Source organism: Pseudomonas putida, from assembly GCF_004357765.1.
Classification (GTDB): domain Bacteria; phylum Pseudomonadota; class Gammaproteobacteria; order Pseudomonadales; family Pseudomonadaceae; genus Aquipseudomonas; species Aquipseudomonas putida_U.
Genome location: NZ_SMTE01000007.1, coordinates 47,480 through 71,869, shown reverse-complemented (window position 1 = coordinate 71,869; position 24,390 = coordinate 47,480). Strand labels below are relative to the sequence as shown.

Genomic DNA, 24,390 nt, shown 5'->3' with positions numbered 1-24,390 from the left:
AATCTAGGTGCTTTCGCACTGCCCTACAGGAGTTTCCATGCTCGGCGTCACCGACTACGGCGCGTTCGTCATTGCCTTCATCATCGTCCTGGCCATTCCTGGCCCAGGCAACTTCGCCCTGATCACCGCCACCGGCAAGGGCGGTATCAAGGCTGGCATGGCCGCGACCTGTGGGGTGATCCTCGGTGACCAGGTGCTGTTGTGGCTGGCGGTGGCTGGCGTGGCAACCTTGCTCGCCGCCTACCCTGCCGCGTTCCACGTGGTGCAATGGGCCGGCGCGGCCTACCTGGCGTACCTGGGCCTGCGCATGCTGCTGAGCAAGCCGGGCGGCGCACCGCGCGCCAGCCGCATGGACCACGGCCATTACTTGCGCCAGACGATGATGATCACCTTGCTCAACCCCAAGGCGATCATGTTCTACATGGCGTTCTTTCCCCTGTTCGTCGATCCGGTCAAGCACCAAGGGTTGGTGACCTTCGGCTTCCTGGCCCTGACAGTGGCCGTGGTGACCTTCTTGTACGGGCTGCTCGCCGTGGTGCTGACCCACCTGTTGGCCGAACGCATGCGCGCCAACCCACGCATTGCGAACCTGTTCGAGCGGCTGGCGGGGGTATGCCTGCTGGGGTTTGGCATCAAGCTGGTGGCGATGCGCTGAGGCATTCCCTCGGGAATGGTATTCGGCGTTCAGCCACGCTGCACGATGCGGAAACTGTCCACCAGGCGGCGCAACTGCGCCGAGCGCCCGTCCAAGCGCTCGCACACCTGCAACGCCTGCTGCTGGCTGGCCTGCACCTGTTGATTGAGCGTCGAAATCTCGCCCACCTCGCGACTGATCGACTCGACTACCGTCCGTTGCTGCTCGGTAGCGGCAGCCACTGACTGGTTCATCTCGTCGATATCGACCAGACGCCCGATCACCGTGCCGATACCGTCGCAGGCCTGCGCGATGACCGCCACGCTGCTCTGGGCATGGGCGTGACTGGCGACCATCGCGGCAACCGACTCACGGGCACCAGCCTGCAAGGCTTCGATCATGGTGTGGATCTCCTGCGCCGAGCCTTGGCTGCGATGGGCCAGTTGTCGCACTTCGTCGGCCACCACGGCGAAACCACGACCAGCCTCCCCGGCCCGCGCGGCCTCGATGGCCGCGTTGAGGGCGAGCAGGTTGGTCTGCTTGGCAATGCCGTGGATGACCTCGAGAATCTGGCCGATGGCCTCAGTCTGGCCACCCAACTGCTCCATGCTGGCCCGGGCGCTGTCGACCTGGGCGGCCAGGGCATCCAGCGCAATCGAGCCCTCACCGAGGATGCGTTGGCCTTGCTCGGCCTGGCTACGCGCCTCGGCACTCTGCAGCGAAACGTTGGCAGCATTGCCGGCGATTTCCTGGGCGGCTGCTCCGAGCTGCTCGATGGCAGCGGCGACACTGTCGCTGCGTTGCACCAGAGCGTCTGACTGGTGCAACGTGCTCTGACTGGCCTGGACCACGCTGCGCGCACCTTCATCGACGCCGACGCTGCCGCTGGCGACCTGGCCGATGGTGCTCTGCATCCGCTCGACGAAGCGGTTGAATGCTTGCGCCAGCAGCGACAGCTCATCACGTCCGGCAGCAGGCAGACGCTGGGTCAGATCGCCTTCGCCTGCAGCGATGTCCTGCATCGCCACGGTCATGTGCAGAAGCGGCTTGAGCAGCAGGCGCAGCAACGCGCCAAGGGCCAGCATGACCAGCAGGACGGAAACCAACATGGCGATCATCGCCGAGCGACTGAAGTCACGCAGGGACTGGTAGGCGAGATCCCGATCGACCGATAGCCCGACGTACCAATCTGCCCCCGGCAGGCCCGCGACCGGAATGAAGGTATCGACACGAGCCCGGCCAGCGACTTGATGTTCCTGCAACTGCCGACTGACCTTGAGCGGCTGCGCCGGGTCCAGTTCATCCAGACGGCGGTTGATCAACTCGGTCTGCGGATGCACCAGGATCTTACCGGCACCGTTGACCAGATAGGCATAACCTTTGCCCTGCAGATCGACACTGCCGATGATCTGCACCAGGGTATCGATAGGCATGCCGGCGCCCACTGCCCCCACCAGTTCACCGGAGCGCACCACGGGGGCAGCGACGGCCATGATCATTTCCTGGGTGGCGGCGTTGACATAGGGCTCGGTCAACACACTGTCGTTGCGTGCCTGTACGCGCTGGTACCAGTCGCGCTGGCGAGCATCGTAGCCGGCAGGCATGTCCTGTTGCGGGCGGATGCTGAAACTGCCATCGGCACGCGCGAGGTAAACCATATTGAACGTACTTTTCAGGACATCCTGGTCGAACGCCTGCTCCACCGCCGCCTCGCCGGTATCGGCCGACAGACGTTGCGCCAGGCTTTCCACCAGCAACACACGGCCACCCAGCCAGTTCTGAATGCTCTCGGCAGACAGCGCACCGACTTCGCGGAGCTGGCTCTGCAGCTCGCGAGCCAGCACGCGCTGCTGCCACAGGTAGTTGAACAAGGTGAACGAGGCGAATGCACTGATCACGACCAGGGCAGCGGCCAGCAGGATCTTGTGGCTGAATTTCATCATCAAACGCTCAAAAATGGACCGCGCAGGCAGCTGCGCGGCCAGACATCCCCACCTGCACGTCAGGCGACCCGACCACCCAGGTACAACTCGCTGACTTGAGGATCGTGCATCAACTCGCGGGCGTTGCCGGTCAACGCCACACTCCCCAGCGACAGCACGTAGGCGCGGTCGGAGATCCGCAGGGCCTCCATCGCGTTCTGCTCCACCATCAGGATGGTCACGCCCTCCTGGGCGCGAATCAGCTCGATGGCTTCGAACACTTCCAGCAAGACCTTTGGCGACAACCCCGCCGAGGGCTCGTCGAGCAGCAGCAGACGCGGCCTCGGCATCAGCGCCCGCGCCAGTGCCAGAATCTGCCGCTCGCCTCCGGACATCGACGCGGCCGGGGCGTTGAATTTCTTCGCCAGAATCGGATACGCCGTGCACAGTTCCTCGATGCGTTGCTGATTGTCCTGCTTGCCCTGATGATGGCCGCCCACGTTGAGGTTCTCGGCAATGGTCAGGTTGGCGAAGACATTGTCGGTCTGTGGCACGAAGCCCAACCGGCAGCGACGGATCTTCTCGTGCACCGGCACCCGCGACACATCACGCCCCTCCAGCAGCACCTGGCCTTGGCGCGGCAGCAGGTAGCCGGCGATGGTCTTGAGCAGGGTGCTCTTGCCACAGCCGTTGGGCCCCAGCAAGGTGACGATTTCCTTCGCCTTGGCCTGCAAGGTCATGCCTCGCAGGATATCCACCTCGGTGCTGTAGCCGGCGACGACGTCCTTCACTTCGATCATGGCGCATTCTCCTCGAGGGCTTGTGGGGTATGGCGACCACCCAGGTAGGCCTGGATCACCCGCTCGTTGGAGGCGAGCTTGTCCGGCTTGCAGCTGGCGACGATCTCCCCCCGGTCGAGCACTACGCAGCGGCTGCAGACATCGCGAATGAAGTGCATGTCGTGCTCCACGATGACCAGCGTCATGCCCTGGCTGTTGAGGCGCTTGAGTGCCTGGACAAGATCACGACGCAGGTTGGGATGCACGCCGGCGGTCGGTTCGTCGAGCAGTACCAGTTCAGGCTCACCCATCAACGCGCAGACGATCCCGAGCAGTTTCTTCTGCCCACCCGACAATGCCGATGCGGGTAGATCGCGTACCGCCCCGAGCAATAAAGCGTCGATCAATCCTTCAGCCTTGATCCGAGCTTCTGCCTCGGCGCGGCGCAGCGCCGGCGTACCCAGCAATGTGGCGAACACGCCGTGCTGAGCGGCGCTGGCCGCCAGCGCCACTTCGAAGACCGACATCTTGGTGGGCATCGATGGCAACTGGAACGTGCGAGCGACACCGTGGCGGACGATCCGGTGAGCGGGCAACCGCTCGATGCGCTGACCGCCCAAGGCGATGACACCGCCATCGACCGCTTCGAAGCCGGTGATGCAGTTGAGCAAGGTGCTTTTGCCCGAGCCGTTGGGACCCAGCAGGCCGACGATTTCGCCTCGCTGCACATCGAAGCTGACGTCACGCAGCACCTGATTGCCGCCAAACGCTTTGGCGACCGAACGCACACTGAGCAGGTTGGTGCGAGAAGCACTCATGCGATCTTCCTTACTTTTTCAGGGATCAGGCCTTCGCTGCGCCACATCAGGCAGACCAGCAGGATCACACCGATCAAGCCCAGACGCAGGGCACCGGCCAAATCGGAATCGAAGCCCAGGTAGTCCTTGGCGAACGGCACTAGGCTGTAGGCAGCCTGGACCAGCAACACGCCCAGCAACACACCGCGCAGATTGCCCAGCCCGCCGATCATCAACATGGTCCAGAGCAGGAAGGTCTCGGAGGCGAGCAGGTAATCAGGGCCGACATAGCTCATGAAGTGGGCGTACAGCGAACCGGCGATGGCGGTGAGCGCGGCACCGGTCATGATCGCCCGCGACTTCAGCGACGTCAGGTCATAGCCCATGCAAGCCGCCAGTTGCGGCTCCTCGCGCATCAAGCGCAAGGCACGCCCGAAGCGTCCATCGGCCAGACGCCGGCACAGCAGCGTGGCCACGCAAAGCAACGCCAGCATCAATAACAGGAAGCCGCCGCCCTCGAACAAGGTCGGGATGGCGCCTATTCCCTGGGCACCGCCGGTCAGCCAGCCTTCGTTGGTGGCTACCACGCGTAGGATTTCGGCAATGGCCAGCGTGGCGATACCCCAGTAGTCCGAGGCCAGGCTGCGCCCCAACCGTGCCACGCATGCGCCCAGCGCCATGGCCGCCAGTACGCCGATACTCATGCCCAGCCACGCTGAATAGCCCGCCTGCACGGCGATGCCGGTGGCGTAGGCCCCGAGTCCGGCGAAGGCGATATGGCCGAAGTTGAGCAAGCCGCCATAGCCGGCCTGCAGGTTGAGCCCGAGCGCCATCAGCCCATACAGGCTGGCGAAGGTCAGCGCTGAAACGAGGAAATCAAACACGGCGGACCTCCCGATCGAACAAGCCGTAAGGCTTGAACAGCAGTGCCAGCAGCAGGATGAGGAACGCTGCACCACTGATGTACGAGACCGGCAGGAAGGCCATCTCCCGACCCACCAGCCAGCCGAAATCGAGGTTGGTGACCAGGGTCTCGGTCAGGGCGATCAACAACGCGCCTGCGACCGCGCCCAGCGGATTGCCCAAGCCTCCGAGAATGGCCGCGGCGAACACCGGCAGCAGCAGATCATGGCCAAGGTTGATATGGGCGCCGGTCGATAGCGCCAGCAGCCCACCGCCGAGCCCGGCGACGGCGCCGCTGGCGAAGGTGACCATCAGGGTGATGCGCGCAGCATGCAGGCCACAGGCATTGGCCAGTGCCGGATTGCCCGCCAGCGCCCGCATGGCGCGGCCCAGGCGGGTATGGAACAGCGCCACGGTGAACACCGCGAGCAACACCAGGGTCGTGAAGAAGAAGTACAACTGGGTATGAGTGATACGCGCATCGCCCAGCACCAGCGGCGCCTGTAGCGGCAACTGGAACATGCGCGGGAAGCTACCGGCCCAACCTTGGACGGTCGCGACCAACAGCATGGCGATTGCCAGCGAGCCGATCATGGCGATGGCCGGGCCACTTTTGAGCAGACGCTGGAACACCAGGCGCTGCAACGCCAGAGACAGTGCACCGACCAACAGTGCGGCCCCCAGCAACGCCACGGGCAGCGGCACACCGACCCCATTCAGACCGTAGGTCAGGTACGCGCCGAGCATGGCGTATTGCACATGGGCGATATTGGGAAACTTGACCAGCCCGTATACCAGACTGAGGCCGAAAGCGTTCAGCGCCAAGTCGGTTGCCCGAAGCAAGGTATCGATCAGGAACTGCAACATGGAAAGCACTCCGCAAGAGCAGGCAGAAACCGCCCGGCGGACCGGGCGGGTGTGTTGCGTAGTTATCGAGGCACGACCTTGCCGCCGTCGTACTTGAGCTTGGCGTAGGGTGGGTCGATACGCTGACGGCCATCGTCGAAGGCGACCTTGCCGGTCACGCCGTCATAACCCTTGCCCACATCCTTGAGCGCGGCCTGCACGGCAGCCGGGTCGGTGGAACCCGCTTTGTCGATGGCCTTGGCCGTCATCAGCACGGCATCGTAGGCATAACCGGTGTACGAGGTTTTCATGCCCTCCTTGTACTTGGCGGCGAACGCATCGGCGTAGGCCTTGCCGGTCGGACCGACGAAAGAGCCGACTTCCATGCCCAGTTGGCCTTGGGCGATGTTGGCCGGGGTGTCCGACAGGCTCATCGAAAGCAGGATCGCGTACCACGGTTTATCCCGCAGCCCCAGCTCCAGAGCCTCACGGTTGATGACCGCCGATTCCTGGCCATAGGCGGTGTAGATGTAGGCATCCGGTTTGGTCCGGGCGATCTGCTGCAGCTCGCGGCGGTAGGTGGACTGACCCGCGGTGTAGAGGGTCTCGTTGACGATCTTGCCGCCGAGCTTCTCGAACTCCGCACGGAAACCATGGGCTACACCCTGGCCGTAGGCATTGTTCGGAGCCAGGATGGCGACATTCCGAAAGCCCAGGTCCCAGGCGTCCTGGGAGGAGAACTTGTTGCCCTTGTCTTCCAGGCCGATCAGGTTGAACGAACTGCTGCCCAGGTCGCGGACCTTGACGCTGGTGCTGGCGATGTTGATATGCACCACGCCTTCCTTGACCAGGTACTGGCCCATCGGAATGCTGATTCCCGATGAGTACTCACCGATCACCACCGGCACTTTGTCGACACTGACCAGTTTGCGGGCAGCGTTGATGGCGGTCGTGGGGTTGCCGCCGGAGTCCTCGACGATGACTTTGAAGGGTTTGCCGAGCACACCACCGTCGGCGTTGACCTTGTCTTCGGCGAGCTTGACCGCCCGCCGCACATCCTCGCCGACGGTGGCGTTGGGCCCGGTCAGCGACAGCACCGCGCCCATCTGCACAGCATCGGCGGCATGGGCGAATGGTGTCGCCAGCCCGAGGGTGAACAACACGGACATCGAGGTAAGCATGGAGCGGAACTTGAATGGCATAACTGTCTCCTTGGAATGATCGTGACGGCGCGGGCCGTCGCTCACTGCGTCATGCAGCCCCCGGCATTTGCGGGGCAAAACAGCTCAAGTACCGGTGCTCCCCGAGTCGCTCGTGGCGAATCGCAGATGCACCGCTCCGGTCCTCCCGGGGTGCCGGGCGGGGGGAGGATCTGACGTGATCGCGTCGGGTGCTTACCAGATTGGCAAGGTGTAGCTGATGGTCAGGCGGTTGTGGTCGATGTCGCCGAGCACGTCACTGCGCAGCATCCCGTTGCGCCAGGCAACGCCTACGCCCTTGAGTGCGCCGCTCTGCACCACATAGCTGAGCACGATGTCGCGCTCCCATTCCTCGCGGTCGGAACCGACGGCGGTCTTGATCTGGTCGCCTTTGAGCCAGGTGACGCTGGCATTGAGGCCGGGCACGCCCAGGGCGGCGAAGTCATAGGCGTAACCGCCGAGAATGGTGCGCTCACCGGCGTAGGTGAAGTTCTGCACCAGGCTGTCGGTGATGACATAAGTGCTGGCGCCACCGGCCCCTTCGTTGGGCAGGCCTCCCTGGTTGAGCTGGGCAAAAATGCTGTCGTCCGAGACCTGCTGGTAGCCCAGGCTCAAGGCATGGCCACCCAAGGCGTAGGTGAACTTGGCACTCCAGGTGGTGTTGTCCAGCTCACCGTCGTTGCCACTGCCGCTGGTGGCCGCCCGATAACCGGCAGCGAGGTCGGCGTTCTTGCCATCGGAGGTGGTGCGGAAGTAGCGCAGGTCGGTCTTCAGCACGCCCGGACCCACCGGCAGGCTGTGCAATGCACCGAGGAAATGCTGGTCGTAGTAGTCCTCGAGGTTGGCAAAGTAGTACTGCAGAGTCAGGTCCTTGATACCCTTGTAGTCACCGCCGACGAAACGGAACTGGTTGCTCTGCTGGGTACCACCGGAGATCGACATTCCGGTGAAGTTACTCGACATCCGTCCAACCACGTGTTCGATCTGGCCACCGGTAAGGGTCAGGTTGTCGATCTCGTTGCTGGTGATCTGTCCACCCTCGAACAGTTGCGGCAGCATCCGGCCATCGTTGGACCAGAGAATCGGCAACTTTGGGGTGAGGATGCCGTAGCGGGCCTCGGTCTTGGAGAACCGGACTTTGCCGGTCAGCCCGCCGCGGCTGAAGTTGTCCACCGCCTCCCCGTCGGAGTCGGCCGGGAATATCGACCGTGCCCCGGGTGCATCGAGTTTGACGCCCAAGGTATAGGTGGCATCGGCGCCAAAGCCGACGGCGCCTTGGGTGAACCCTGACTGAACGTTGAGCAAGAACGCCTGCCCCCATTCGTCCTGGGTCTCGGTGTGCGTGTCGCGGAAGTCGTGGTTGAAATAGAAGTTGCGCAGCTCGAGCTTTGCACTGCTGTCTTCGATGAATCCTCCGGCCAGCACCTGCCCGCCGAAGCCCCCCATGGCCGAAAGAATGGCCAGGCTCAATAGTTTTTTCTTCATGTGAAGCGACTCTCCCTTGTGTTTCTTTTTTTTCAGGACGCACTTGTCCACAAGGCAGGCCAGCGTGGCTGCCTGGGTCAAGGATGCGGAGTGGCGACAGGTCAATCCGAAGTGCGAACTCTTCGGTTACTGCATACAGACGTGGCTTGTGGGCCGACTATTTTTCTTAGTGGTCATAGGCACACTACTCGGCGAGGTATTACCGGGTAGCACCTTGCTAGAGGATCCTAGTTTTCTGAAGGCTATAGGTGCAACCACATACTTTTTCATAGGTATAACCAAACCTACGAATCAGCCGCCATTGCACCAGTATGGCGCATGGATGATCAGGGCCAAACGTTTGCTGCTCATTGATAAGACATCATTGTTTTTATTGAACAAACTTCCAATTAAAAGATGAGTGTCAATTTGGTTGCACCAGGTTGCACCTTGATTCGCACCAGGTTTAATCTTCGCCTCATGGCAATACGCCAGACTCTTTCCAAGAAAACAAAAAGCCTATGAAGCTCCATCAACTGAAGGTGCTGATCACGATCTGCGAGAGCGGCAGCATCCAGGAAACTGCCCGGTTGTTGCATCTTTCCCAGCCCGCTCTCTCGAAAACGATCAAAGAGCTGGAAGCGTCGCTTGGCGTACCCCTGCTGGTGCGCTCCAACCGAGGTATCACCACCACCGAATACGGCGAGCGCCTGGTGCGCAGGGCACGCCTGATGCTGGAGGAGGCCCGCCGCGCCCGCGAAGAGATTGCCGTGCTCAAAGGCGAAACCGGCGGCACCGTATCGATCGGTATCTCCCCGGCAACGCCAAGAACGCAGATGATCACGGCAATCAACCAGTTCATCGAGCGCAATCCTGAAGTACGCCTGCGCATCCATGAGATGCGCCCTTCCAAGTTGATGGAGGGCCTGCGTGAAGGGCAACTGGACCTGGTGCTGTCGTGCCAGCCGGCCAGCCGCTACGCTGATGGCTTCCAGTGGACGGCGCTGTATAGCCAACCCACCGTACTGGCCGTACGCTGCGGCCACCCGCTACGCAGCGCCCATTCCCTGCGGCAGTTGCGTGACCAGCGATGGCTGCTGCAGGAGCCGCTGGACAGCTCACGGATCGGCTTGATGTTCACGCACTACCAGTTGGCGCCACCCGAGGACCTGCTCGAATGTTCAGCCGGGATCATCTTCTGTGAACTGGCCTGCAGCACGGATGTGATCAGCTACTGGCCGCTGCGCATGTTCGATTACATGAACCGCAGCGGTCCGGTGCTCGAAGCACTGACCATCGAGGAAGAGGTGCCGGGTCTGGATATATCGATGGTCTATCGGAACCGGGAGTTGATCACCCGGCCGGCCAGATTATTGGCCGATGAGTTGGAGTATGTGTTTACTCATCCGCGTACATTTGACGAGGGAGCAGACCCGACAAAGCGCAAAGGGCTGGTGTCTATTGGCCCCGCTTAGAGCCGTTTCGCTGACCTGTTCGCGCCCTCTATAACGGCTCCGTTTCCCAGCTATTCCCACCTGCTGAATGAGCCATAACAATGGCGCCAGAAATGTATATCCATGATAAATCACAGGATATATACTCCGCGCGCCTCCAGCATGGCCATTGGCCACCTATGCAAGGCGGAGCCATGCAAGGAAGCTTTCTCAAATCGATGTCAAGGAATGAAAAGTGGCTGTCGTTAACCTACAAAAAACGCTCATTGCTCTCGCGATCACCGCCGCAGCACATCCCGTCTATGCTGAAACTATCGCACTGACCAACGCGGGCGTGCAGATAGAAAACGCCTCCTATGCAGACCACGTGGAAGTCAATGGCGCGTTCTCTTCGAACAACAGCGACTTGGACGCCATCGAATTCAACAGCGTTACCTTCAACAAAGACCTGGTGATCAACGCCACCGTCAAGGCGAATGGCACTAACTCCGATGGCCTGGACCTGTCCATGGCAGGAGAGGACGAAGACCCTTCATCGTTCGGCCCGGCCACTGAAATCCTGGGCAATCTGGTGAACAAAGGCAGCATCACGATGAGCGGCGATGGTGTGTCGGCGATGCTGGTCGACCCTGCCATCATCCACGGTGACCTGATCAACGAAGGCACCCTGAGCGTTAGCGGTAATGAATTCGAAGGTGATGGCATCCGAGCCTTGGAATTCTCCGGACAGTCGGAATTGCATGGTGATCTGATCAACGCCAGTACCGGGCAGATTCTGGCGAGCGGCACCAACGCCAAGGGCATCTTGCTGGAAGGCGGCGAGATTGACGGCAAGCTGATCAACAACGGTTTGATTCAGGTCAGCGGAAAGAACGCCACTGCATTGGATGCCACTTCCAATGAGTACTTCATCTACACCGATCGGGTCGATATCGGCGGCATTGAAAACAATGGCCGCATCATCGCCACAGGCGACGACGCCGTTGGCGTAGAACTTGACGGTGTGAGCTTTACTTCTTCGTCCGCCCAGCTCATCAACAATGGCCTGATCCAGGCAACCGATGCTGCAATTGAAATCGGTGGTTTTGACCTCGATGGTGAAGCTGAAGGTAGCGCGCTCACGCTGGTCAACCGAGGCACGCTGATTTCAGAAGATGAAGCGATCGACGCATCCGAAGCGTCCGATACCGTGGTGCTGGACTGGCAGGGTGGATCGATTACCGGCAACCTGATCGACCTGGACCGCATCTATGTCACCGGTGATGCATTGTTCAAAGGCACCAACACTGATGCCGATGGCTACAACATCCGGATGTTCGACAATGGCCCGCTGATGATTGGCACCGAGGGTACAGCCGGCCATCTGCAGCTGGTCAATGCCCACACCTCTTTGCAGGGTGATCTGCTGGTAGGTAACGGTTCATCGCTGGACCTGAACCTCAGTAGCGCGACGGATGCCAGCAAAGCAGTGCTGAGCGTCGATGGCACGGCCACATTCGAAAAGGGTTCGCAAATTACCCTCGCTGCCCAAGGCAGCGATTTCAGTGCCAACGGCAGCACCTACACCTTGGTCCAGGCAGACTCGCTGGACAACCAGACCGAGGACGGCAAACTGGTCAGCAGCCGCTCCTCGCTGCTGAATGTCGACACCTATGTCATCGAAGGTAACCAGGTCGTTGCCACCGTCACCAGCAAATCGGCTTCCGAAGTCGGCGAGGTGATCAAGGACATCGGTGGCTCCAACAATGCCCAGCGCGCCGCTTCCGCATTCAGCAATGTTGCCGCCCAACTGGCTACACTGAACCCGCAGGACAAGGTGTTCCAGTCCTATGTCAATGCTTCCCAGGACGCGAAGGCACTGCGCGCACTGGCCGAACAGCTGACCCCCGAGGTCAACGGCGGTGCGACCCAGGCGGCCACTACCGGCCAGACCCTGATCAGCAACGTCACCGGCGCCCGCACCTCCGGCGCACGCGGTATGTCTTCTGGCGAAGGCTTCAAGGAGACCGGGGTCTGGGTGCAAACCCTGTACAGCGATGCCAGCCAGGATCTGCGCGACAACGTCGCCGGCTATAACGCCTACAGCCGTGGTATTGCAGTGGGTGCCGACGGCAAGCTCAACGATCAGGTGACCTTGGGTGTGGCGTACAGCTACCTGAACACCGATGTCAACGGAAAGACCGGTGACAAAACCAAGGTCGACGGACACGCCTTCACCCTGTACGGCGGTTTCGAGCAGGGCAACTACTTCGTTGATGCCAGTCTGACCTATGGCTTGAACGACAACGAAAGCAAACGCAGCATTGCCGGCACAACCGCCAAAGCGGACTACGACAGCAATCTGTTCGGTGTAAATCTGGTCGGTGGCTACACCTACCACATCTCCCCTTCGGTTCTGGTCGAGCCACGCCTTGCCGCGCGATACAGCCTCGTGGATATCGACGGGTACCGTGAAAAAGGCAGCTCCGCCGCACTGAAGGTCGAAGATCAGCGTTTTGAAGTGGCGGAATTGGGTGCGGGTCTGCGCGTTGCCGGCAGCTTCCCCCTGGGCAATGGTACATTTGAGCCGCAAGCCAAAGTCATGGCCTACCACGACTTCATCGGTGACGAAGTCAGCAGCACCTCGACCTTCGTCTCGGGTAATACGCCTTTCGTGACCAGCGGTGCCAGTGCCGTACGCAACAGCTATGAAGCGGGTGTAGGCGCCGATTATCATCTGGGCGCTGTCACGGTCGGCTTGAACTACGACTATGTCGGCAAGTCGGACTTCGAAGCCAACACCTTCACAGCCAAAGTGCGCTACGACTTCTGATGCCCCTTGCAAAACTCGGCCCACTGCGCTGGGTTGGGATTTGCCTGCAAGGCACGGCACTGATGTTCAGTGCCGTGCTGAGCGGATGCCAGTCGCCTCAGCAGGCACTTCAGGCGCTGGCAGCCAATCATGGCCAGCATCTGGAAATTTTGGCCACCCGCCCTTTTCCTCTGGCGATGGTCGCTGCGGTCAAGCAAGAGGCCCCCACCCACCTACGCATTTATCTGGAAGGTGATGGCCGCGCCTGGGCGACAGCAACGCAGCCAAGTACCGATCCCAGCCCCCGACAACTGATGGTCACGCGATTGGCGCTGAATGATCCAACGCCATCAATCTATCTTGCCCGTCCCTGTCAGTTCGTCAGCGTACCGACATGTACGAACGAGATGTGGACAAACCAGCGATTCTCCGAAGAGGTCGTTGCCAGCCTTGACCAAGCGCTCGATCTGTTCAAAGCGCGTTATCACAACAAGAGTTTCGAACTGGTTGGCTACTCCGGTGGCGCCGCAGTGGCTCTGCTACTGGCCGCCCGACGCGATGATGTCAGTCAGATACAAACACTGGCCGGCAACCTTAGCCCGACAGAATGGGTTCGAATACACCAACTCTCACCTCTGACCGGCTCACTTGAGCCCTTGCAGTACCGCCAGCGCTTGGCCAAGATTCCCCAAAGACACTTGTCAGGCGCTGACGATCGGGTGGTTCCTGCAGCGATCGAAGTCTTCTATCGCCAACGATTAGAGCCTGCCGCATGCCTCGAAACCGTCGTGATACCCGGTGTCACGCATGAAAGCGGATGGGATCGAGTGTGGCAGTACTGGCGAGAACAATCGATCCAGTGCGATGGACGACCGAAAGGGCAGTGACCCCCAGAGAGCAATGAGTAACTGCTCAAAGCGTCCACAACGGATCGTTCGCCATCAATGCCGCCACCCAATCTGTGAACGCCCTCACCCTGGCCGAAAGGTGCCGGGTTTGTGGATACACGATGGAAAGCGGCATGCTCGCCATCTGCCAATCAGGCAATACCTCGATCAGCGTACCGCTTCGGAGATATGGCCGGGCGTGCGCAGTAGGCAAGAATCCGATACCCAGTCCGGCGAGCAACGCTGCTGCCGTGGCGCCTCCGTTGTTGAAGTAAAGAAAAGGCGGCAGGTCCAGGTCAAATCGGACCTCCCCGGATGTGAGAGTGGGAACATAGCGCCTGCCGGTGGCCGGAAACTTGAAACCGAAGTGTTTATGGGTCGCCAGGTCCGCAGGCGTGCGAAGAACACCTGCGCCTTCGAGGTAAGCAGGAGCGGCACAGAGCGAAAAACGCATCCGACCTATGGGCCGGCATACCAGATCCTGGTCGGCGATCACGCCGCCACGAATCGCACAGTCGACGCCTTCCTGGACCAGATCGACGACACGTTCGCTGCAACCGATGTCCAGATGGATCTGCGGAAATCGAGCAATGAAGTCACCCAGGCCAGGCACTACACAGAGCACGCCCACAGGCGAAGGCATTTCGATGCGCACCCGCCCATGCACCATGTTTCGGCTATGCGACACCGAGGCTTCCAGCTCATCGACTTCATCGATGACCGTACGGGCCCTTGCGTAGTACGCCGCGCCTTCGGTCGTCGGCGAGACTTTCCGGGTGGTGCGATGCAGCAGCTTCATGCCAAGCAACGCCTCCAGCGCCTGCACTTGCCCTGAAATCGTGGTTTTGGCCACCCCCAACGACTGTGCGGCAGCGTTGAAGCTGCCAACTTCCACGATCCGGCAAAACGCGCGCATTGCCTCCAATCGATCCAGCGCCATTATGCGAAAACCCGTACAAATAAACCGAGATCAGCCAGTTTATCCGAGATCTTGTTTTACCTACAGTGCGCTCAGCCGAGGCTTTCCAATCAACTGCTGGAGAACACTGATGAACAATGCCCGCATCAATTATTACGAAGCTGCGCCTGACGCCATGAAAGCGATGATTGGCCTTGAGAAAGCCGCCTCCCAATCCGTCTTGCCTGCCGCGCTTCGCGAACTGGTGAGGATCCGCGCTTCGCAGATCAATGGCTGCGCCTATTGCATCGATCTGCACACCAGCGATGCGATCAAGGCTGGAGAAACGCCCCGGCGCCTGATGGCCATCACCGCCTGGAAGGAAACACCTTTCTTCGACGCCCGCGAACGCGCGGCCCTCCTGTGGACCGAAACGCTGACACTGGTGGCACAGCGGCAAGCGCCTGATGACATCTACGAAGAAGTGGCCGCGCAATTCGATGAACAGGAATTGTCGGAGTTGACCTTTGTGATCGCAGCGATCAACGCGTGGAATCGCTTCGGTGTTGGGTTCGCCATGCAGCCCAAGTAGGTCGCAGGAAAGAGCAAGCTCCCGACAGGCAGGCCGCGAACACTGCGATAAGTGATGTGTCGTTTGGGCAGGCCCGCGAAGGGCGCTGCTCGACGATGCCGAAATCGGACTCGTGAGATCAAACACCCAATAACGAAAAAGCCCCGCAGACGTTAATCTGCGGGGCTTCTAGATGTATGGCGGAGAGATAGGGATTTGAACCCTAGGTACTGTTGCCAGTACAACGGATTTCGAATCCGTCCCGTTCGACCACTCCGGCATCTCTCCAATGCCGCGCATCATACCAGCGAAATCTGAAAACGCAAACCTTTATTTGCAAAAAAATCGCGTGGTATCAGGCGCTTGCGTGAACCAACCGCTTACAGCGGCACGCCCAGGCGCTTGGCAACTTCTTCGTAGGCTTCGATCACATCACCCAGCCCCTGACGGAAGCGGTCCTTGTCCATCTTCTTGCGGGTTTCCTTGTCCCACAGGCGGCAACCGTCCGGGCTGAACTCGTCGCCCAGCACGATCTGGCCATGGAACACACCGAACTCCAGCTTGAAGTCGACCAGCAGCAGGCCTGCGTCGTCGAACAGCTTGCTCAGCACTTCGTTGACCTTGAGCGACAACTTCTTCATCTCGGCCAACTGCTCGGCGGTACCCCAACCGAACGCCATGACGTGGGATTCGTTGATGAACGGATCGCCTTTCTCATCGTTCTTCAGGAACAGTTCGAAGGTGGACGGCTCCAGCTTGATGCCCTCTTCCACACCCAGGCGCTTGACCAGGCTGCCGGCGGCATAATTACGCACCACGCATTCGACCGGGATCATGTCGAGCTTCTTCACCAGGCACTCGTTGTCGCCCAGCAGCTTGTCGAACTGAGTCGGCACGCCGGCTTCTTCGAGCTTTTGCATGATGAAGGCATTGAACTTGTTGTTCACCATGCCCTTGCGATCCAGCTGTTCGATGCGCTTGCCGTCGAACGCCGAGGTGTCGTTACGGAACAGCAGGATCAAGCGGTCGGCGTCGTCGGTCTTGTAAACCGATTTGGCCTTGCCGCGGTAGAGTTCGTCGCGTTTTTCCATGATGGGCTCCGCTTGCTTGAGTGGTTGGGCTAGGCGATTTCGCGCCAGTCGAGCCCGTGTTCCTGATTTGCCACCTGGAGCCAGTCCGGGTCGCACCCGAGGGTGTCGACAAAGCACTGGCGAGCCAACTGTGGCAGGTTGTTCTTGCTACTGAGATGGGCCAGCACCAGGTGCTGCAGGTTGCTCCAGCCCAACTCCTCCACCAGACGCGCGGCCTGGTGATTGTTCAAATGCCCTTGGGCCCCGCCTACCCGCTGCTTGAGGAAGTAGGGGTAATGCCCTCGGGCGAGCATGTCGCGACAGTGATTGGCCTCGATCAGCAATGCGTCCAGCCCCTGATAGCGCTCGAGCAACAACGCATCGTACGAGCCCAGGTCGGTCAGCATGCCGAAACGGCGCCGGCCATCGCTGAACACGTATTGCAAAGGCTCGTAGGCATCATGCTCGACGCGTGCGGCGCTCACTTGCAGCTCGCCGATTTCCAGGCGATCGCCACAGGCAAGAAAACCGGCGACCTCGACCGGCTTGCGCAAACCACGCAAGGTCCCTTGGCTGAGGTAGACCGGTACATTGTAGCGCCGCGCCAGCAAGCCCACCCCATGCACGTGGTCGGCATGTTCGTGGGTGACCAGCACCGCGCTCAGTTGCGAGGCCTGTACCCCGAGCAGCGCCAGGCGCCGCTCGGTTTCACGCAGGGAAAACCCGCAATCGACCAGGATGAACGTGTCACCCCGAGCGATCAGCGTGCCGTTTCCCTGGCTGCCGCTTCCTAGTACCGCGAAGCGCACTTAGCCCAGGTGGTCCTGAATGGCGCTCAGCACACGGCGGGCGACATCGGCCGGGGCCACGGTGTTGATGTTCTTCTCGACGGTGACCTGCACGGTCTCGCCAACCTTGGCCAGACGCACCTGATAACGCTCGGCACGGGCCTCCAGCTCTTCCTTGGTCGGCTCGCTGCCGAACAGACGGCTGAAGAAGCCAGGCTCGTTCTGCTTGTCTTCAGGTTTTTCGGACAGGTTGATGTAGTACAGGCCCAAGCTGCGGTTGATGTCCTCGACCCGCCATTGGCCGCCCTCTTCCAAGGCGCGACCTACGCTGGACCAGGCGCGATCCAGGTCGGCGCCGACGAACAGCACCGGGTTGCCGCTGCCGTCCTCGCTCAAGGTAACGCGGCTCGGTGCATCGAAATCGCGCGCGGCCAGCAGGGAAACCGAACCGCCCTTCTCGGCGCTGCGGTTCATGCTGGCGAGCATTTCGTCGACCAGCAGGGCGTCTGCGCCCGTGTTGGTCGACGTGGATGGGAATGCAGGCTCGGCGGTGCTGCCAGCCGGCCGCTCGACGCTGACCACATACACCTCGGAGGTATTGCGCTGTACGCCAGGCTCCATGCGGACACGCACGCGGACCTCGCTGTCGCCGCTGCTGGCGGTGCTCGCCAGGCGCTGACCGAGGGCGGCCGAGAGTTCGTCGAAACGCTGCCAGGTGGTGCTGAATTCACCGGTCTGCGGACGTTCTTCGGCAATACGGAAGCCGTTGTCCTCGAAGAACTGGTGGGCCACCGGCCAGACTTCGGCTGGCGAGCGCTGGGCCAGTACCCAGCGGCTGGAACCGCTGCGCTGCAGACTGAAATCGCTGACTTCGGCAACACTCGAAAGCGGCTGCGGGCGCGGCACCTCGAACTCGCCGGTGGCGTGGTCGTCGGCAACGTTACGCGGAATCGGCAACAACGGGTCAAGACGCTTGACGTTGCTGGCGTCCGGCGGCAGTTGCATCGGCGCGGTCGGGTGCGCCTGCAGGTAATCGCTGCCGCGGTCGCGGAAATAACCCTCGTCGCCCCACAACCAGCCACACCCGCTGGTGCTGGAGATGATCAGGGCAAGGGCGGAAAGACCAGCCAGTCGCTTCATGCGGTGTACTTCCTCGTTTAAACCAGTACGCCGGACTGGCGCAAGGCAGTACGGACTTTTTCGTGACAACCTTCGCTCAGCCAGGTCAGCGGCAGGCGAATGCCCTTGTGCATAAGGCCCATTTCGACGAGCGCCCACTTCACCGGGATCGGGTTGGCTTCGCAGAACAGGTCTTTATGCAGCGGCATGAGTTTTTCGTTGATGGCGCGGGCCTTCTCGGCGTTGCCCTCGAGGGCGGCCTCGCACATATCGGCCATTTCGCGCGGGGCGACGTTGGCGGTAACGGAAATGTTGCCCTTGCCACCGAGCAGGATCAGCTCGACAGCGGTAGGGTCATCGCCGGACATGACGATGAAGTCCTTGTCGACGCCGTCGATGATGGCCTTGGCACGGACCAGGTCGCCGGTGGCTTCCTTGATGCCGATGATGTTCTTGACCTTCGACAGGCGGATCACAGTCTCGGCCTGCATGTCGCAGGAGGTGCGGCCGGGTACGTTGTAGAGGATCTGCGGAATGTCGACGGACTCGGCGATGTGCTTGAAGTGCTGGTACAGGCCTTCCTGGGTCGGCTTGTTGTAGTACGGGACCACCAGCAGGCAGGCATCGGCGCCGGCGTTCTTGGCATTCTGGGTCAGGTGCACGGCTTCGCTGGTGGAGTTGGCACCGGTGCCGGCGATGACCGGGATACGCCCGGCGACACGCTTGACCACGAATTCGATGACCTTGATGTGCTCTTCGACGTCCAGGGTGGCGGACTCACCGGTGGTGCCGACAGCGACGATCGCGTGGGTGCCCTTTTCCAGGTGGAAGTCTACAAGTTTGCCCAGGCTGTCCCAATCAAGACGCCCTTGTGCATCCATGGGTGTGACCAATGCCACCATACTGCCCGCAATCATGTAACTGCTCCTGCCGGAAAAAGAGAGCGGTAATGGTACTGGCGCCTTCGACCTTGCACAAGCGAAGCAGGCAGGCGGAGCATTCCCCTCGGCGCCTTATTTCGCTACCCTTGATCCTTTGATCGGTGCAGCGCGGCCCGCCGGGCCGTCGACCCCGCTCCGGGCCAGCGTCCTCCCCCTCGCATGCGAGCCCCGGGCCCTGCCGACTGGAGGCTTTCGCCCGTCCTGCGCCGACCGCTCATCGCTTTAGGAATGCTGCATGTCCACCCCCACCGTCCGCGAACAATTTCTCGTCATCAGTGCCTTGGGGCCGAACCCCATGGAACTGGCCAACGTCCTCAGCCGTGCTGCGTTCGAAAACCGCTGCGCGGTCATTACCTCGCGCCTGAGCCGCCACGGCGAGACCAGCGCGCTGGTACTGCAGGTCGGCGGTAGCTGGGACGCCCTTGCGCGTCTGGAGTCCACCCTGCCGGGCCTGGGCAAGAAGCATGGCCTGACCCTCGACGTAGTGCGCAGCGCCGACCAGGAAGTCCGCCCCCAAGCCCTGCCCTACGTGGCCTACGTCAGCGCCGCCTACCGACCGGACATCATCAACGAGCTGTGCCAGTTCTTCCTCGACCACCGCGTCGAGCTCGAGGCGATGACCTGCGATACCTATCTGGCGCCGCAGACCGGTAGCAGCATGCTCAACGCCCAGTTCACCGTGATCCTGCCGGCAGGCACCCAGATCAGCTGGCTGCGCGACCAGTTCCTCGACTTCGCCGACGCCCTGAACCTGGACGCGCTGATCGAACCCTGGCGCCCACAGAACCCCGTGTAAGGAAGCCACCATGGCCGTAGAACTGAACCAACCCGTCGCCGACTTCCAGGCCCAGGCCACCAGCGGCCAAGCCGTGAGCCTCGCTGAACTCAAGGGCCGCCAGGTGGTGCTGTACTTCTACCCCAAGGACAGCACCCCGGGCTGCACCACCGAAGGCCAGGGCTTCCGTGACCAGCACGCGGCCTTCGAGGCGGCCAACACCGTGGTGTTCGGTGTCTCCCGCGATGGCCTGAAGTCGCACGAGAACTTCAAGGCCAAGCAGGGCTTCCCCTTCGAGCTGATCAGCGACAAGGACGAGGCTCTGTGCCAACTGTTCGACGTGATCAAGCTGAAGAAGCTGTATGGCAAGGAGTACATGGGCGTCGACCGCAGCACCTTCCTGATCGACAAGAATGGCGTGCTGCGCCAGGAATGGCGCGGAGTGAAGGTGCCGGGGCATGTCGATGCGGTGCTGGAAGCGGCGCAAGCCCTGAACAAGGCTTGAGAGCGATGGGGCCGCAACGCGGCCCCTTTTCATTCAGAGCAACGGCGAAACGCTAGGCTCCTGCCTCGGCCAGGCATCGAGCACCGCCTTGATCAGCGTCGCCAGCGGGATGGCGAAGAAAATCCCCCAGAACCCCCATAGCCCGCCGAACAGCAGCACTGCGCAGATGATCGCCACCGGATGCAAGCTCACCGCCTCGGAGAACAGCAGCGGTACCAGCACGTTGCCATCGAGCGCCTGGATGATCGCGTACACGGTCATCAAGTAGATGAACTGGTCGCCCCAGCCCCACTGGAACAGGGCGATCAAAGTCACCGGCACGGTTACCACCACCGCCCCGACGTACGGCACCACCACCGAAAGCCCGACCAGCAACGCCAGCAAGGCGGCATAGTTGAGCCCCAGACTGATGAAGGCGATGTAGGTGGCGATCCCGCAAATCAGGATCTCGATGCCCTTACCGCGGATGTAGTTGGCAATCTGCCGATTCATCTCGCTGCCCACTCGGTTGAGCAAGGCGCGCTGGCGTGGCAGGTAGCCACTGACCCAACGCCCGATCAGTTCACGGTCCTTGAGGAAGAAGAACACCAGGATCGGCACCAGCACCAGGTAGATCATCGCGTTGACCAGCAGCGGTAGGCTCGACAAGGAAAAGGTCAACGCCCATTGGCCGAACTTGCCGATCTCCCCGCGCACCGATTCGATGGCATGCAGGACCTGCTCGTCCGAAACCAGGTGCGGGTACCGCTCCGGTAACAGCAACAGCAGCGACTGCCACTTGCCGAGCATCCCGGGCAGTTCGTTGAACAGGGTGATCAACTGATGCCAGAGTAACGGCACCAGCACCAGCATGAACACCGCCAGCGCCCCGACGAACAGGGCGAATACCACCACCACCGCGACTCGAGTAGGAATGCGCAGCCGCTCCAGGGCATTGACCAAACCCTGCATCAGGAACGCCAGGACCATACCCGCCAGCACGGGCGCGAGCATGCCGCCCAGGGTGAGGACCACGGTGAACGCCACCGCCAGCAACACTGCCAGCACCACTGCCTCCTCGTCGGAGAAGTAGCGCTGCATCCAGTCGCGAAGCACTTTGAACATTGACGATCCTTGGTTGGGGCTCAGGCCTTGCGCAGCCAGTAGGTGTAGGTGCCGGCCTCGGCGGTTTCATGCAGCAGGGTATGACCGGAGAGCTTGGCGAAAGTGCGGAAATCGCGCTGCGAGCCGCCGTCGGTAGCGGTTACCTTGAGCACCGCGCCGCTGGCCAGGCGATTGAGTTCCATCTTCGCCTTGAGCAGCGGCAGGGGGCAGTTGAGCCCGCTGGCGTCGAGTTCGGCGTCGCAGGTCGGGGTATCACTCATTACAGATCTCCACAGGCGAACAAGCCAGTCGGCTTTCAGGCTCGCTAGGATAGCGCCACTGGTCCCCAAGGTGCGAGCGGGCTACAGTAGTGGCTTTGATCCGACGCGAGCTTCACGCATGAATCTACTGCGCCCTACCCTGTTGACGCTGGCCTGCCTGATGGCCCTCCCCGGCCATGCCGACGACCTGCCGTCCCTGGGTGACGCCAGTTCCGCGATCGTTTCGCCGCAACAGGAACACCAGCTAGGCCGAGCCTGGCTGAGCCTGCTGCGCGGGCAGGTCAACCAGCTGAACGATCCGCAGCTCAAGGACTACGTCGAAACCAGCGTATACAAACTGGCCGAGACCAGCCAACTGCAGGATCGGCGCCTGGAATTCATCCTCATCGACAGCCGTGAGCTCAACGCCTTCGCCGCCCCTGGCGGCATCGTCGGGGTCAACGGCGGCCTGTTCCTCAACGCCCAGACCGAAGGCGAGTACGCCTCGGTCCTGGCCCACGAACTGGCGCACCTGTCGCAACGCCACTTCGCCCGCGGCGTCGAGGCCCAACAGCGCATGCAACTGCCGATGATGGCGGCGTTGCTGGCCGGCATCGTGCTGGCTGCCGGTGGTGGTGGCGATGCCGGTATCGGTGTGATCGCCGGCACCCAGGCGGCGGCGATTCAGGAGCAGCGGCGATTTTCGCGGCAGAATGAGCAAGAGGCCGACCGTATCGGCATCCAGAACCTCGAACGCGCTGGCTACGACCCACGTAACATGCCGACCATGTTCGAGCGTCTGGCCCGGCAATACCGCTATGACGCCAAGCCACCGGAGTTTCTGCTGACTCACCCGGTCACCGAATCGCGTATCGCCGACACCCGCAACCGCGCCGAGCAGGCTCCCAAGGGTGGCATCGAGGACAGCCAGCGCTACCAACTGATCCGCGCCCGCGTGGCCCTCACCTACGAAGGCACGCCGGGCCTCGCCGCCAAGCGCTTCCGCGCGCAGCTCGACGAAAACCCCAAGCTCGATGCCGCCCGCTACGGCCTGGCACTGGCACAGATCAAGGGCGGCCAGCTCAACGAAGCCCGGGAGAATCTCAAGCCGCTGCTCGCCGCAGCGCCAAACGACATCACCTACAACCTGGCGCAGATCGACCTGGACATTACCAACAACCGCCTGGCCGACGCCATGCAACGTGCCGAGCGCATGCGCGGGCTGTACCCGAACAACTACCCTCTCAAACAGGTGCGAGCGGACCTGCTGGTCAAGCAGAACAAACCGGCAGAGGCGGAAAAGGTACTCGACGACCTGCTCAAGAGCCGACCTGACGACCCGGACGTGTGGTACGACGTGGCAGAAGTTCGGGGCCTGTCGGGCAATACCATCGGGCTGCACCGGGCACGGGCCGAATACTTCACGCTGGTGGGCGACTTCGACCAGGCGATCCAACAACTGGATTACGCCAAACGTCGGGCAGGGGGCAACTTCCCGCTGGCATCGCAGATCGACCAGCGCCAACGGGAAATCATGGAACAGCAGCGAATGGTGCGGGACCTGATGGGACGGTAGACCGTGTGGGCCGCCCAGCGGCCCCAACGGTATCAGGCGTTACCCGACAACTTCAGGCGCGCTGCCAGGGTAAAGTCGAGCATGCGATTGAGTGGCTTGATCGCCTTGGGTACCAGTGCAGGATCGACGAAGATCTCGTTGCTGCCCTTGCGCAGGCAATCGAGCACCCGCTCCAGGGTATTCATCGCCATCCATGGGCAATGCGCACAACTGCGGCAGGCCGCGCCGTTCCCCGCCGTAGGCGCTTCGACGAACACCTTGTCCGGGCACAGCTGCTGCATCTTGTAGAAGATGCCGCGATCGGTGGCGACGATGAAGGTCTTGTTCGGCAGAGTCTGCGCCGCCTTGATCAGCTGACTGGTCGAACCCACTGCATCGGCCAGCTCGATGACCGCTTCCGGCGATTCGGGGTGGACGAGGATCGCCGCGTCCGGATACAGCGCCTTCATGTCCGCCAGCTGGCGCGACTTGAATTCTTCGTGGACGATGCAGGCTCCGTCCCACAACAACATGTCGGCGCCAGTCTGCTTCTGGATGTAACGACCCAGGTGTTGGTCGGGCCCCCAGATGATGGTCTCGCCGTTGTCCATCAGGCTTTCGACGATTTCCAGCGCACAGCTGGAGGTCACCACCCAGTCGGCCCTGGCTTTGACCGCTGCCGAGGTATTGGCGTAGACCACCACGGTGCGCTCGGGGTGCTTGTCACAGAAGGCCGAGAACTCTTCTACCGGGCAGCCCAGGTCGAGCGAGCAAGTCGCTTCCAGGGTGGGCATGAGCACGCGCTTCTCGGGGGTGAGGATCTTGGCGGTCTCGCCCATGAACCGCACGCCAGCGACGATCACCGTTTCGGCGGGATGGTTCTTGCCAAAGCGGGCCATTTCCAGGGAGTCGGACACGCAACCGCCGGTTTCCTCGGCGAGCGCCTGGATGACCGGGTCGCAATAGTAGTGGGCTACCAGCACAGCGTTTTGCGCCTTGAGCTCGGCAGCGATCGCCGCACGGTAATCGGCCTCCTGCTCGGCGGTCAGCGGATTGGGCTGCTTGGCGTCAAGATGCGCCTGAACCAAAAGGCGTTCGGAAATCTGGGTCATGATCGCTGGACCTGCGGGCGCGCATGCGCGTCTGTCG

23 protein-coding genes, 1 tRNA gene and 1 pseudogene are annotated in these 24,390 nt (G+C 61.6%); 8 read left to right on the top strand and 17 right to left on the bottom strand.

What is annotated here, in order from left to right; all coding sequences use genetic code 11:
* Window positions 1–37 precede the first annotated feature (37 nt).
* Window positions 38–655, top strand: coding sequence for a LysE family transporter (locus E2H86_RS11915; protein ID WP_133327955.1), 618 nt, complete (start codon window positions 38–40; stop codon window positions 653–655).
* Window positions 656–684: 29 nt separating this feature from the next.
* Here E2H86_RS11915 and E2H86_RS26790 read toward each other — a convergent pair whose 3' ends face one another.
* From E2H86_RS26790 to E2H86_RS11880, 8 genes and pseudogenes are all read right to left on the bottom strand, one after another.
* Entirely contained in the window at window positions 685–1,548 is an 864-nt protein-coding gene (locus E2H86_RS26790) for a methyl-accepting chemotaxis protein (RefSeq protein ID WP_419183282.1), read from the bottom strand.
* 6 nt (window positions 1,549–1,554) lie between these two features.
* A pseudogene (locus E2H86_RS26785) lies at window positions 1,555–2,574 on the bottom strand (cache domain-containing protein); the annotation flags it as partial.
* Window positions 2,575–2,636: 62 nt separating this feature from the next.
* Window positions 2,637–3,356 carry an ABC transporter ATP-binding protein gene (locus E2H86_RS11905; protein ID WP_133327951.1) on the bottom strand — a complete coding sequence of 240 codons (720 nt, stop codon included), beginning with the start codon at window positions 3,354–3,356 and terminating at the stop codon, window positions 2,637–2,639.
* On the bottom strand, window positions 3,353–4,153 hold the full coding sequence (locus E2H86_RS11900) for an ABC transporter ATP-binding protein (protein WP_133327949.1): 801 nt from the start codon (window positions 4,151–4,153) through the stop codon (window positions 3,353–3,355). Before E2H86_RS11900 ends, E2H86_RS11905 begins: the two co-directional genes overlap by 4 nt.
* Window positions 4,150–5,016 (bottom strand): branched-chain amino acid ABC transporter permease, encoded by an 867-nt coding sequence (locus E2H86_RS11895; RefSeq protein WP_133327947.1) that lies wholly within the window; start codon window positions 5,014–5,016, stop codon window positions 4,150–4,152. Before E2H86_RS11895 ends, E2H86_RS11900 begins: the two co-directional genes overlap by 4 nt.
* On the bottom strand, window positions 5,009–5,902 hold the full coding sequence (locus tag E2H86_RS11890; protein WP_133327945.1) for a branched-chain amino acid ABC transporter permease: 894 nt from the start codon (window positions 5,900–5,902) through the stop codon (window positions 5,009–5,011). Before E2H86_RS11890 ends, E2H86_RS11895 begins: the two co-directional genes overlap by 8 nt.
* Window positions 5,903–5,964: 62 nt before the next feature.
* Complete coding sequence (locus E2H86_RS11885; RefSeq protein WP_133327943.1) at window positions 5,965–7,083, bottom strand: ABC transporter substrate-binding protein; 1,119 nt, start codon at window positions 7,081–7,083, stop codon at window positions 5,965–5,967.
* Between the two features lie 192 nt (window positions 7,084–7,275).
* Window positions 7,276–8,565 carry an OprD family porin gene (locus E2H86_RS11880; protein WP_133327941.1) on the bottom strand — a complete coding sequence of 430 codons (1,290 nt, stop codon included), beginning with the start codon at window positions 8,563–8,565 and terminating at the stop codon, window positions 7,276–7,278.
* Window positions 8,566–9,065: 500 nt separating this feature from the next.
* On the opposite strand from E2H86_RS11880, the gene E2H86_RS11875 reads away from it, so the two are divergent.
* From E2H86_RS11875 to E2H86_RS11865, 3 genes are all read left to right on the top strand, one after another.
* Window positions 9,066–10,019, top strand: a complete 954-nt coding sequence (locus E2H86_RS11875; protein WP_133327939.1) for a LysR family transcriptional regulator — start codon at window positions 9,066–9,068, stop codon at window positions 10,017–10,019.
* Window positions 10,020–10,365: 346 nt separating this feature from the next.
* Window positions 10,366–12,810: an autotransporter family protein gene (locus E2H86_RS11870; RefSeq protein ID WP_243744049.1), complete on the top strand. Its 2,445-nt coding sequence runs from the start codon at window positions 10,366–10,368 to the stop codon at window positions 12,808–12,810.
* The gene (locus tag E2H86_RS11865) at window positions 12,810–13,676 is read left to right on the top strand and encodes an alpha/beta hydrolase (protein WP_133327935.1); all 867 of its coding nucleotides are present in this window, start codon (window positions 12,810–12,812) and stop codon (window positions 13,674–13,676) included. The genes E2H86_RS11870 and E2H86_RS11865 overlap by 1 nt, the downstream gene beginning before the upstream one ends.
* 25 nt (window positions 13,677–13,701) lie before the next feature.
* Here E2H86_RS11865 and E2H86_RS11860 read toward each other — a convergent pair whose 3' ends face one another.
* Window positions 13,702–14,616: a LysR family transcriptional regulator gene (locus tag E2H86_RS11860; RefSeq protein ID WP_133327933.1), complete on the bottom strand. Its 915-nt coding sequence runs from the start codon at window positions 14,614–14,616 to the stop codon at window positions 13,702–13,704.
* Between the two features lie 109 nt (window positions 14,617–14,725).
* Between E2H86_RS11860 and E2H86_RS11855 the strand changes: the two genes are divergently transcribed.
* Window positions 14,726–15,166, top strand: a complete 441-nt coding sequence (locus E2H86_RS11855; RefSeq protein ID WP_133327931.1) for a carboxymuconolactone decarboxylase family protein — start codon at window positions 14,726–14,728, stop codon at window positions 15,164–15,166.
* Window positions 15,167–15,343: 177 nt separating this feature from the next.
* Here E2H86_RS11855 and E2H86_RS11850 read toward each other — a convergent pair.
* From E2H86_RS11850 to dapA, 5 genes are all read right to left on the bottom strand, one after another.
* Window positions 15,344–15,433: transfer RNA gene (locus E2H86_RS11850), tRNA-Ser, on the bottom strand.
* 92 nt (window positions 15,434–15,525) lie between these two features.
* Entirely contained in the window at window positions 15,526–16,236 is a 711-nt protein-coding gene (purC, locus tag E2H86_RS11845; protein WP_133327929.1) for a phosphoribosylaminoimidazolesuccinocarboxamide synthase, read from the bottom strand.
* Window positions 16,237–16,265: 29 nt separating this feature from the next.
* Window positions 16,266–17,024: an MBL fold metallo-hydrolase gene (locus E2H86_RS11840; protein WP_133327927.1), complete on the bottom strand. Its 759-nt coding sequence runs from the start codon at window positions 17,022–17,024 to the stop codon at window positions 16,266–16,268.
* Complete coding sequence (gene bamC, locus E2H86_RS11835) at window positions 17,025–18,143, bottom strand: outer membrane protein assembly factor BamC (protein ID WP_133327925.1); 1,119 nt, start codon at window positions 18,141–18,143, stop codon at window positions 17,025–17,027.
* A 17-nt stretch (window positions 18,144–18,160) separates the two neighbouring features.
* Window positions 18,161–19,039, bottom strand: a complete 879-nt coding sequence (dapA, locus tag E2H86_RS11830) for a 4-hydroxy-tetrahydrodipicolinate synthase (RefSeq protein WP_133327923.1) — start codon at window positions 19,037–19,039, stop codon at window positions 18,161–18,163.
* 259 nt (window positions 19,040–19,298) lie between these two features.
* Between dapA and E2H86_RS11825 the strand changes: the two genes are divergently transcribed.
* Both E2H86_RS11825 and E2H86_RS11820 read left to right on the top strand, forming a co-directional pair.
* The gene (locus E2H86_RS11825; RefSeq protein ID WP_133327921.1) at window positions 19,299–19,859 is read left to right on the top strand and encodes a glycine cleavage system protein R; all 561 of its coding nucleotides are present in this window, start codon (window positions 19,299–19,301) and stop codon (window positions 19,857–19,859) included.
* Window positions 19,860–19,869: 10 nt separating this feature from the next.
* Entirely contained in the window at window positions 19,870–20,343 is a 474-nt protein-coding gene (locus E2H86_RS11820) for a peroxiredoxin (RefSeq protein WP_133327919.1), read from the top strand.
* A gap of 33 nt (window positions 20,344–20,376) precedes the next feature.
* On the opposite strand, the gene E2H86_RS11815 is transcribed toward E2H86_RS11820, so the two are convergent.
* Both E2H86_RS11815 and E2H86_RS11810 read right to left on the bottom strand, forming a co-directional pair.
* Window positions 20,377–21,447 (bottom strand): AI-2E family transporter, encoded by a 1,071-nt coding sequence (locus E2H86_RS11815; RefSeq protein WP_133327917.1) that lies wholly within the window; start codon window positions 21,445–21,447, stop codon window positions 20,377–20,379.
* A gap of 20 nt (window positions 21,448–21,467) precedes the next feature.
* Window positions 21,468–21,707, bottom strand: a complete 240-nt coding sequence (locus tag E2H86_RS11810) for a sulfurtransferase TusA family protein (RefSeq protein WP_133327915.1) — start codon at window positions 21,705–21,707, stop codon at window positions 21,468–21,470.
* A gap of 118 nt (window positions 21,708–21,825) precedes the next feature.
* Between E2H86_RS11810 and E2H86_RS11805 the strand changes: the two genes are divergently transcribed.
* A complete protein-coding gene (locus tag E2H86_RS11805) occupies window positions 21,826–23,262 on the top strand; it encodes a M48 family metalloprotease (protein ID WP_133327913.1) in 1,437 nt (478 codons plus the stop codon).
* Window positions 23,263–23,294: 32 nt separating this feature from the next.
* Here the strand turns inward: E2H86_RS11805 and nadA are convergent, their stop codons facing one another.
* A complete protein-coding gene (nadA, locus tag E2H86_RS11800) occupies window positions 23,295–24,353 on the bottom strand; it encodes a quinolinate synthase NadA (protein ID WP_133327911.1) in 1,059 nt (352 codons plus the stop codon).
* Window positions 24,354–24,390 lie beyond the last annotated feature (37 nt).

Excerpts from the sequence above, each read along its gene's own strand:
- E2H86_RS11820 (WP_133327919.1), top strand. The coding sequence starts at position 19,870 with ATGGCCGTAGAACTGAACCAACCCGTCGCCGACTTCCAGGCCCAGGCC.
- E2H86_RS11900 (WP_133327949.1), bottom strand. The coding sequence starts at position 4,153 with ATGAGTGCTTCTCGCACCAACCTGCTCAGTGTGCGTTCGGTCGCCAAA.
- E2H86_RS11860 (WP_133327933.1), bottom strand. The coding sequence starts at position 14,616 with ATGGCGCTGGATCGATTGGAGGCAATGCGCGCGTTTTGCCGGATCGTG.
- E2H86_RS11855 (WP_133327931.1), top strand. The coding sequence starts at position 14,726 with ATGAACAATGCCCGCATCAATTATTACGAAGCTGCGCCTGACGCCATG.
- E2H86_RS11865 (WP_133327935.1), top strand. The coding sequence starts at position 12,810 with ATGCCCCTTGCAAAACTCGGCCCACTGCGCTGGGTTGGGATTTGCCTG.
- E2H86_RS11810 (WP_133327915.1), bottom strand. The coding sequence starts at position 21,707 with ATGAGTGATACCCCGACCTGCGACGCCGAACTCGACGCCAGCGGGCTC.
- E2H86_RS11805 (WP_133327913.1), top strand. The coding sequence starts at position 21,826 with ATGAATCTACTGCGCCCTACCCTGTTGACGCTGGCCTGCCTGATGGCC.
- E2H86_RS11875 (WP_133327939.1), top strand. The coding sequence starts at position 9,066 with ATGAAGCTCCATCAACTGAAGGTGCTGATCACGATCTGCGAGAGCGGC.
- E2H86_RS11880 (WP_133327941.1), bottom strand. The coding sequence starts at position 8,565 with ATGAAGAAAAAACTATTGAGCCTGGCCATTCTTTCGGCCATGGGGGGC.
- E2H86_RS11815 (WP_133327917.1), bottom strand. The coding sequence starts at position 21,447 with ATGTTCAAAGTGCTTCGCGACTGGATGCAGCGCTACTTCTCCGACGAG.
- nadA (WP_133327911.1), bottom strand. The coding sequence starts at position 24,353 with ATGACCCAGATTTCCGAACGCCTTTTGGTTCAGGCGCATCTTGACGCC.
- E2H86_RS11890 (WP_133327945.1), bottom strand. The coding sequence starts at position 5,902 with ATGTTGCAGTTCCTGATCGATACCTTGCTTCGGGCAACCGACTTGGCG.
- E2H86_RS11885 (WP_133327943.1), bottom strand. The coding sequence starts at position 7,083 with ATGCCATTCAAGTTCCGCTCCATGCTTACCTCGATGTCCGTGTTGTTC.
- bamC (WP_133327925.1), bottom strand. The coding sequence starts at position 18,143 with ATGAAGCGACTGGCTGGTCTTTCCGCCCTTGCCCTGATCATCTCCAGC.
- E2H86_RS11905 (WP_133327951.1), bottom strand. The coding sequence starts at position 3,356 with ATGATCGAAGTGAAGGACGTCGTCGCCGGCTACAGCACCGAGGTGGAT.
- E2H86_RS11825 (WP_133327921.1), top strand. The coding sequence starts at position 19,299 with ATGTCCACCCCCACCGTCCGCGAACAATTTCTCGTCATCAGTGCCTTG.
- E2H86_RS26790 (WP_419183282.1), bottom strand. The coding sequence starts at position 1,548 with ATGCAGAGCACCATCGGCCAGGTCGCCAGCGGCAGCGTCGGCGTCGAT.
- purC (WP_133327929.1), bottom strand. The coding sequence starts at position 16,236 with ATGGAAAAACGCGACGAACTCTACCGCGGCAAGGCCAAATCGGTTTAC.
- dapA (WP_133327923.1), bottom strand. The coding sequence starts at position 19,039 with ATGATTGCGGGCAGTATGGTGGCATTGGTCACACCCATGGATGCACAA.
- E2H86_RS11915 (WP_133327955.1), top strand. The coding sequence starts at position 38 with ATGCTCGGCGTCACCGACTACGGCGCGTTCGTCATTGCCTTCATCATC.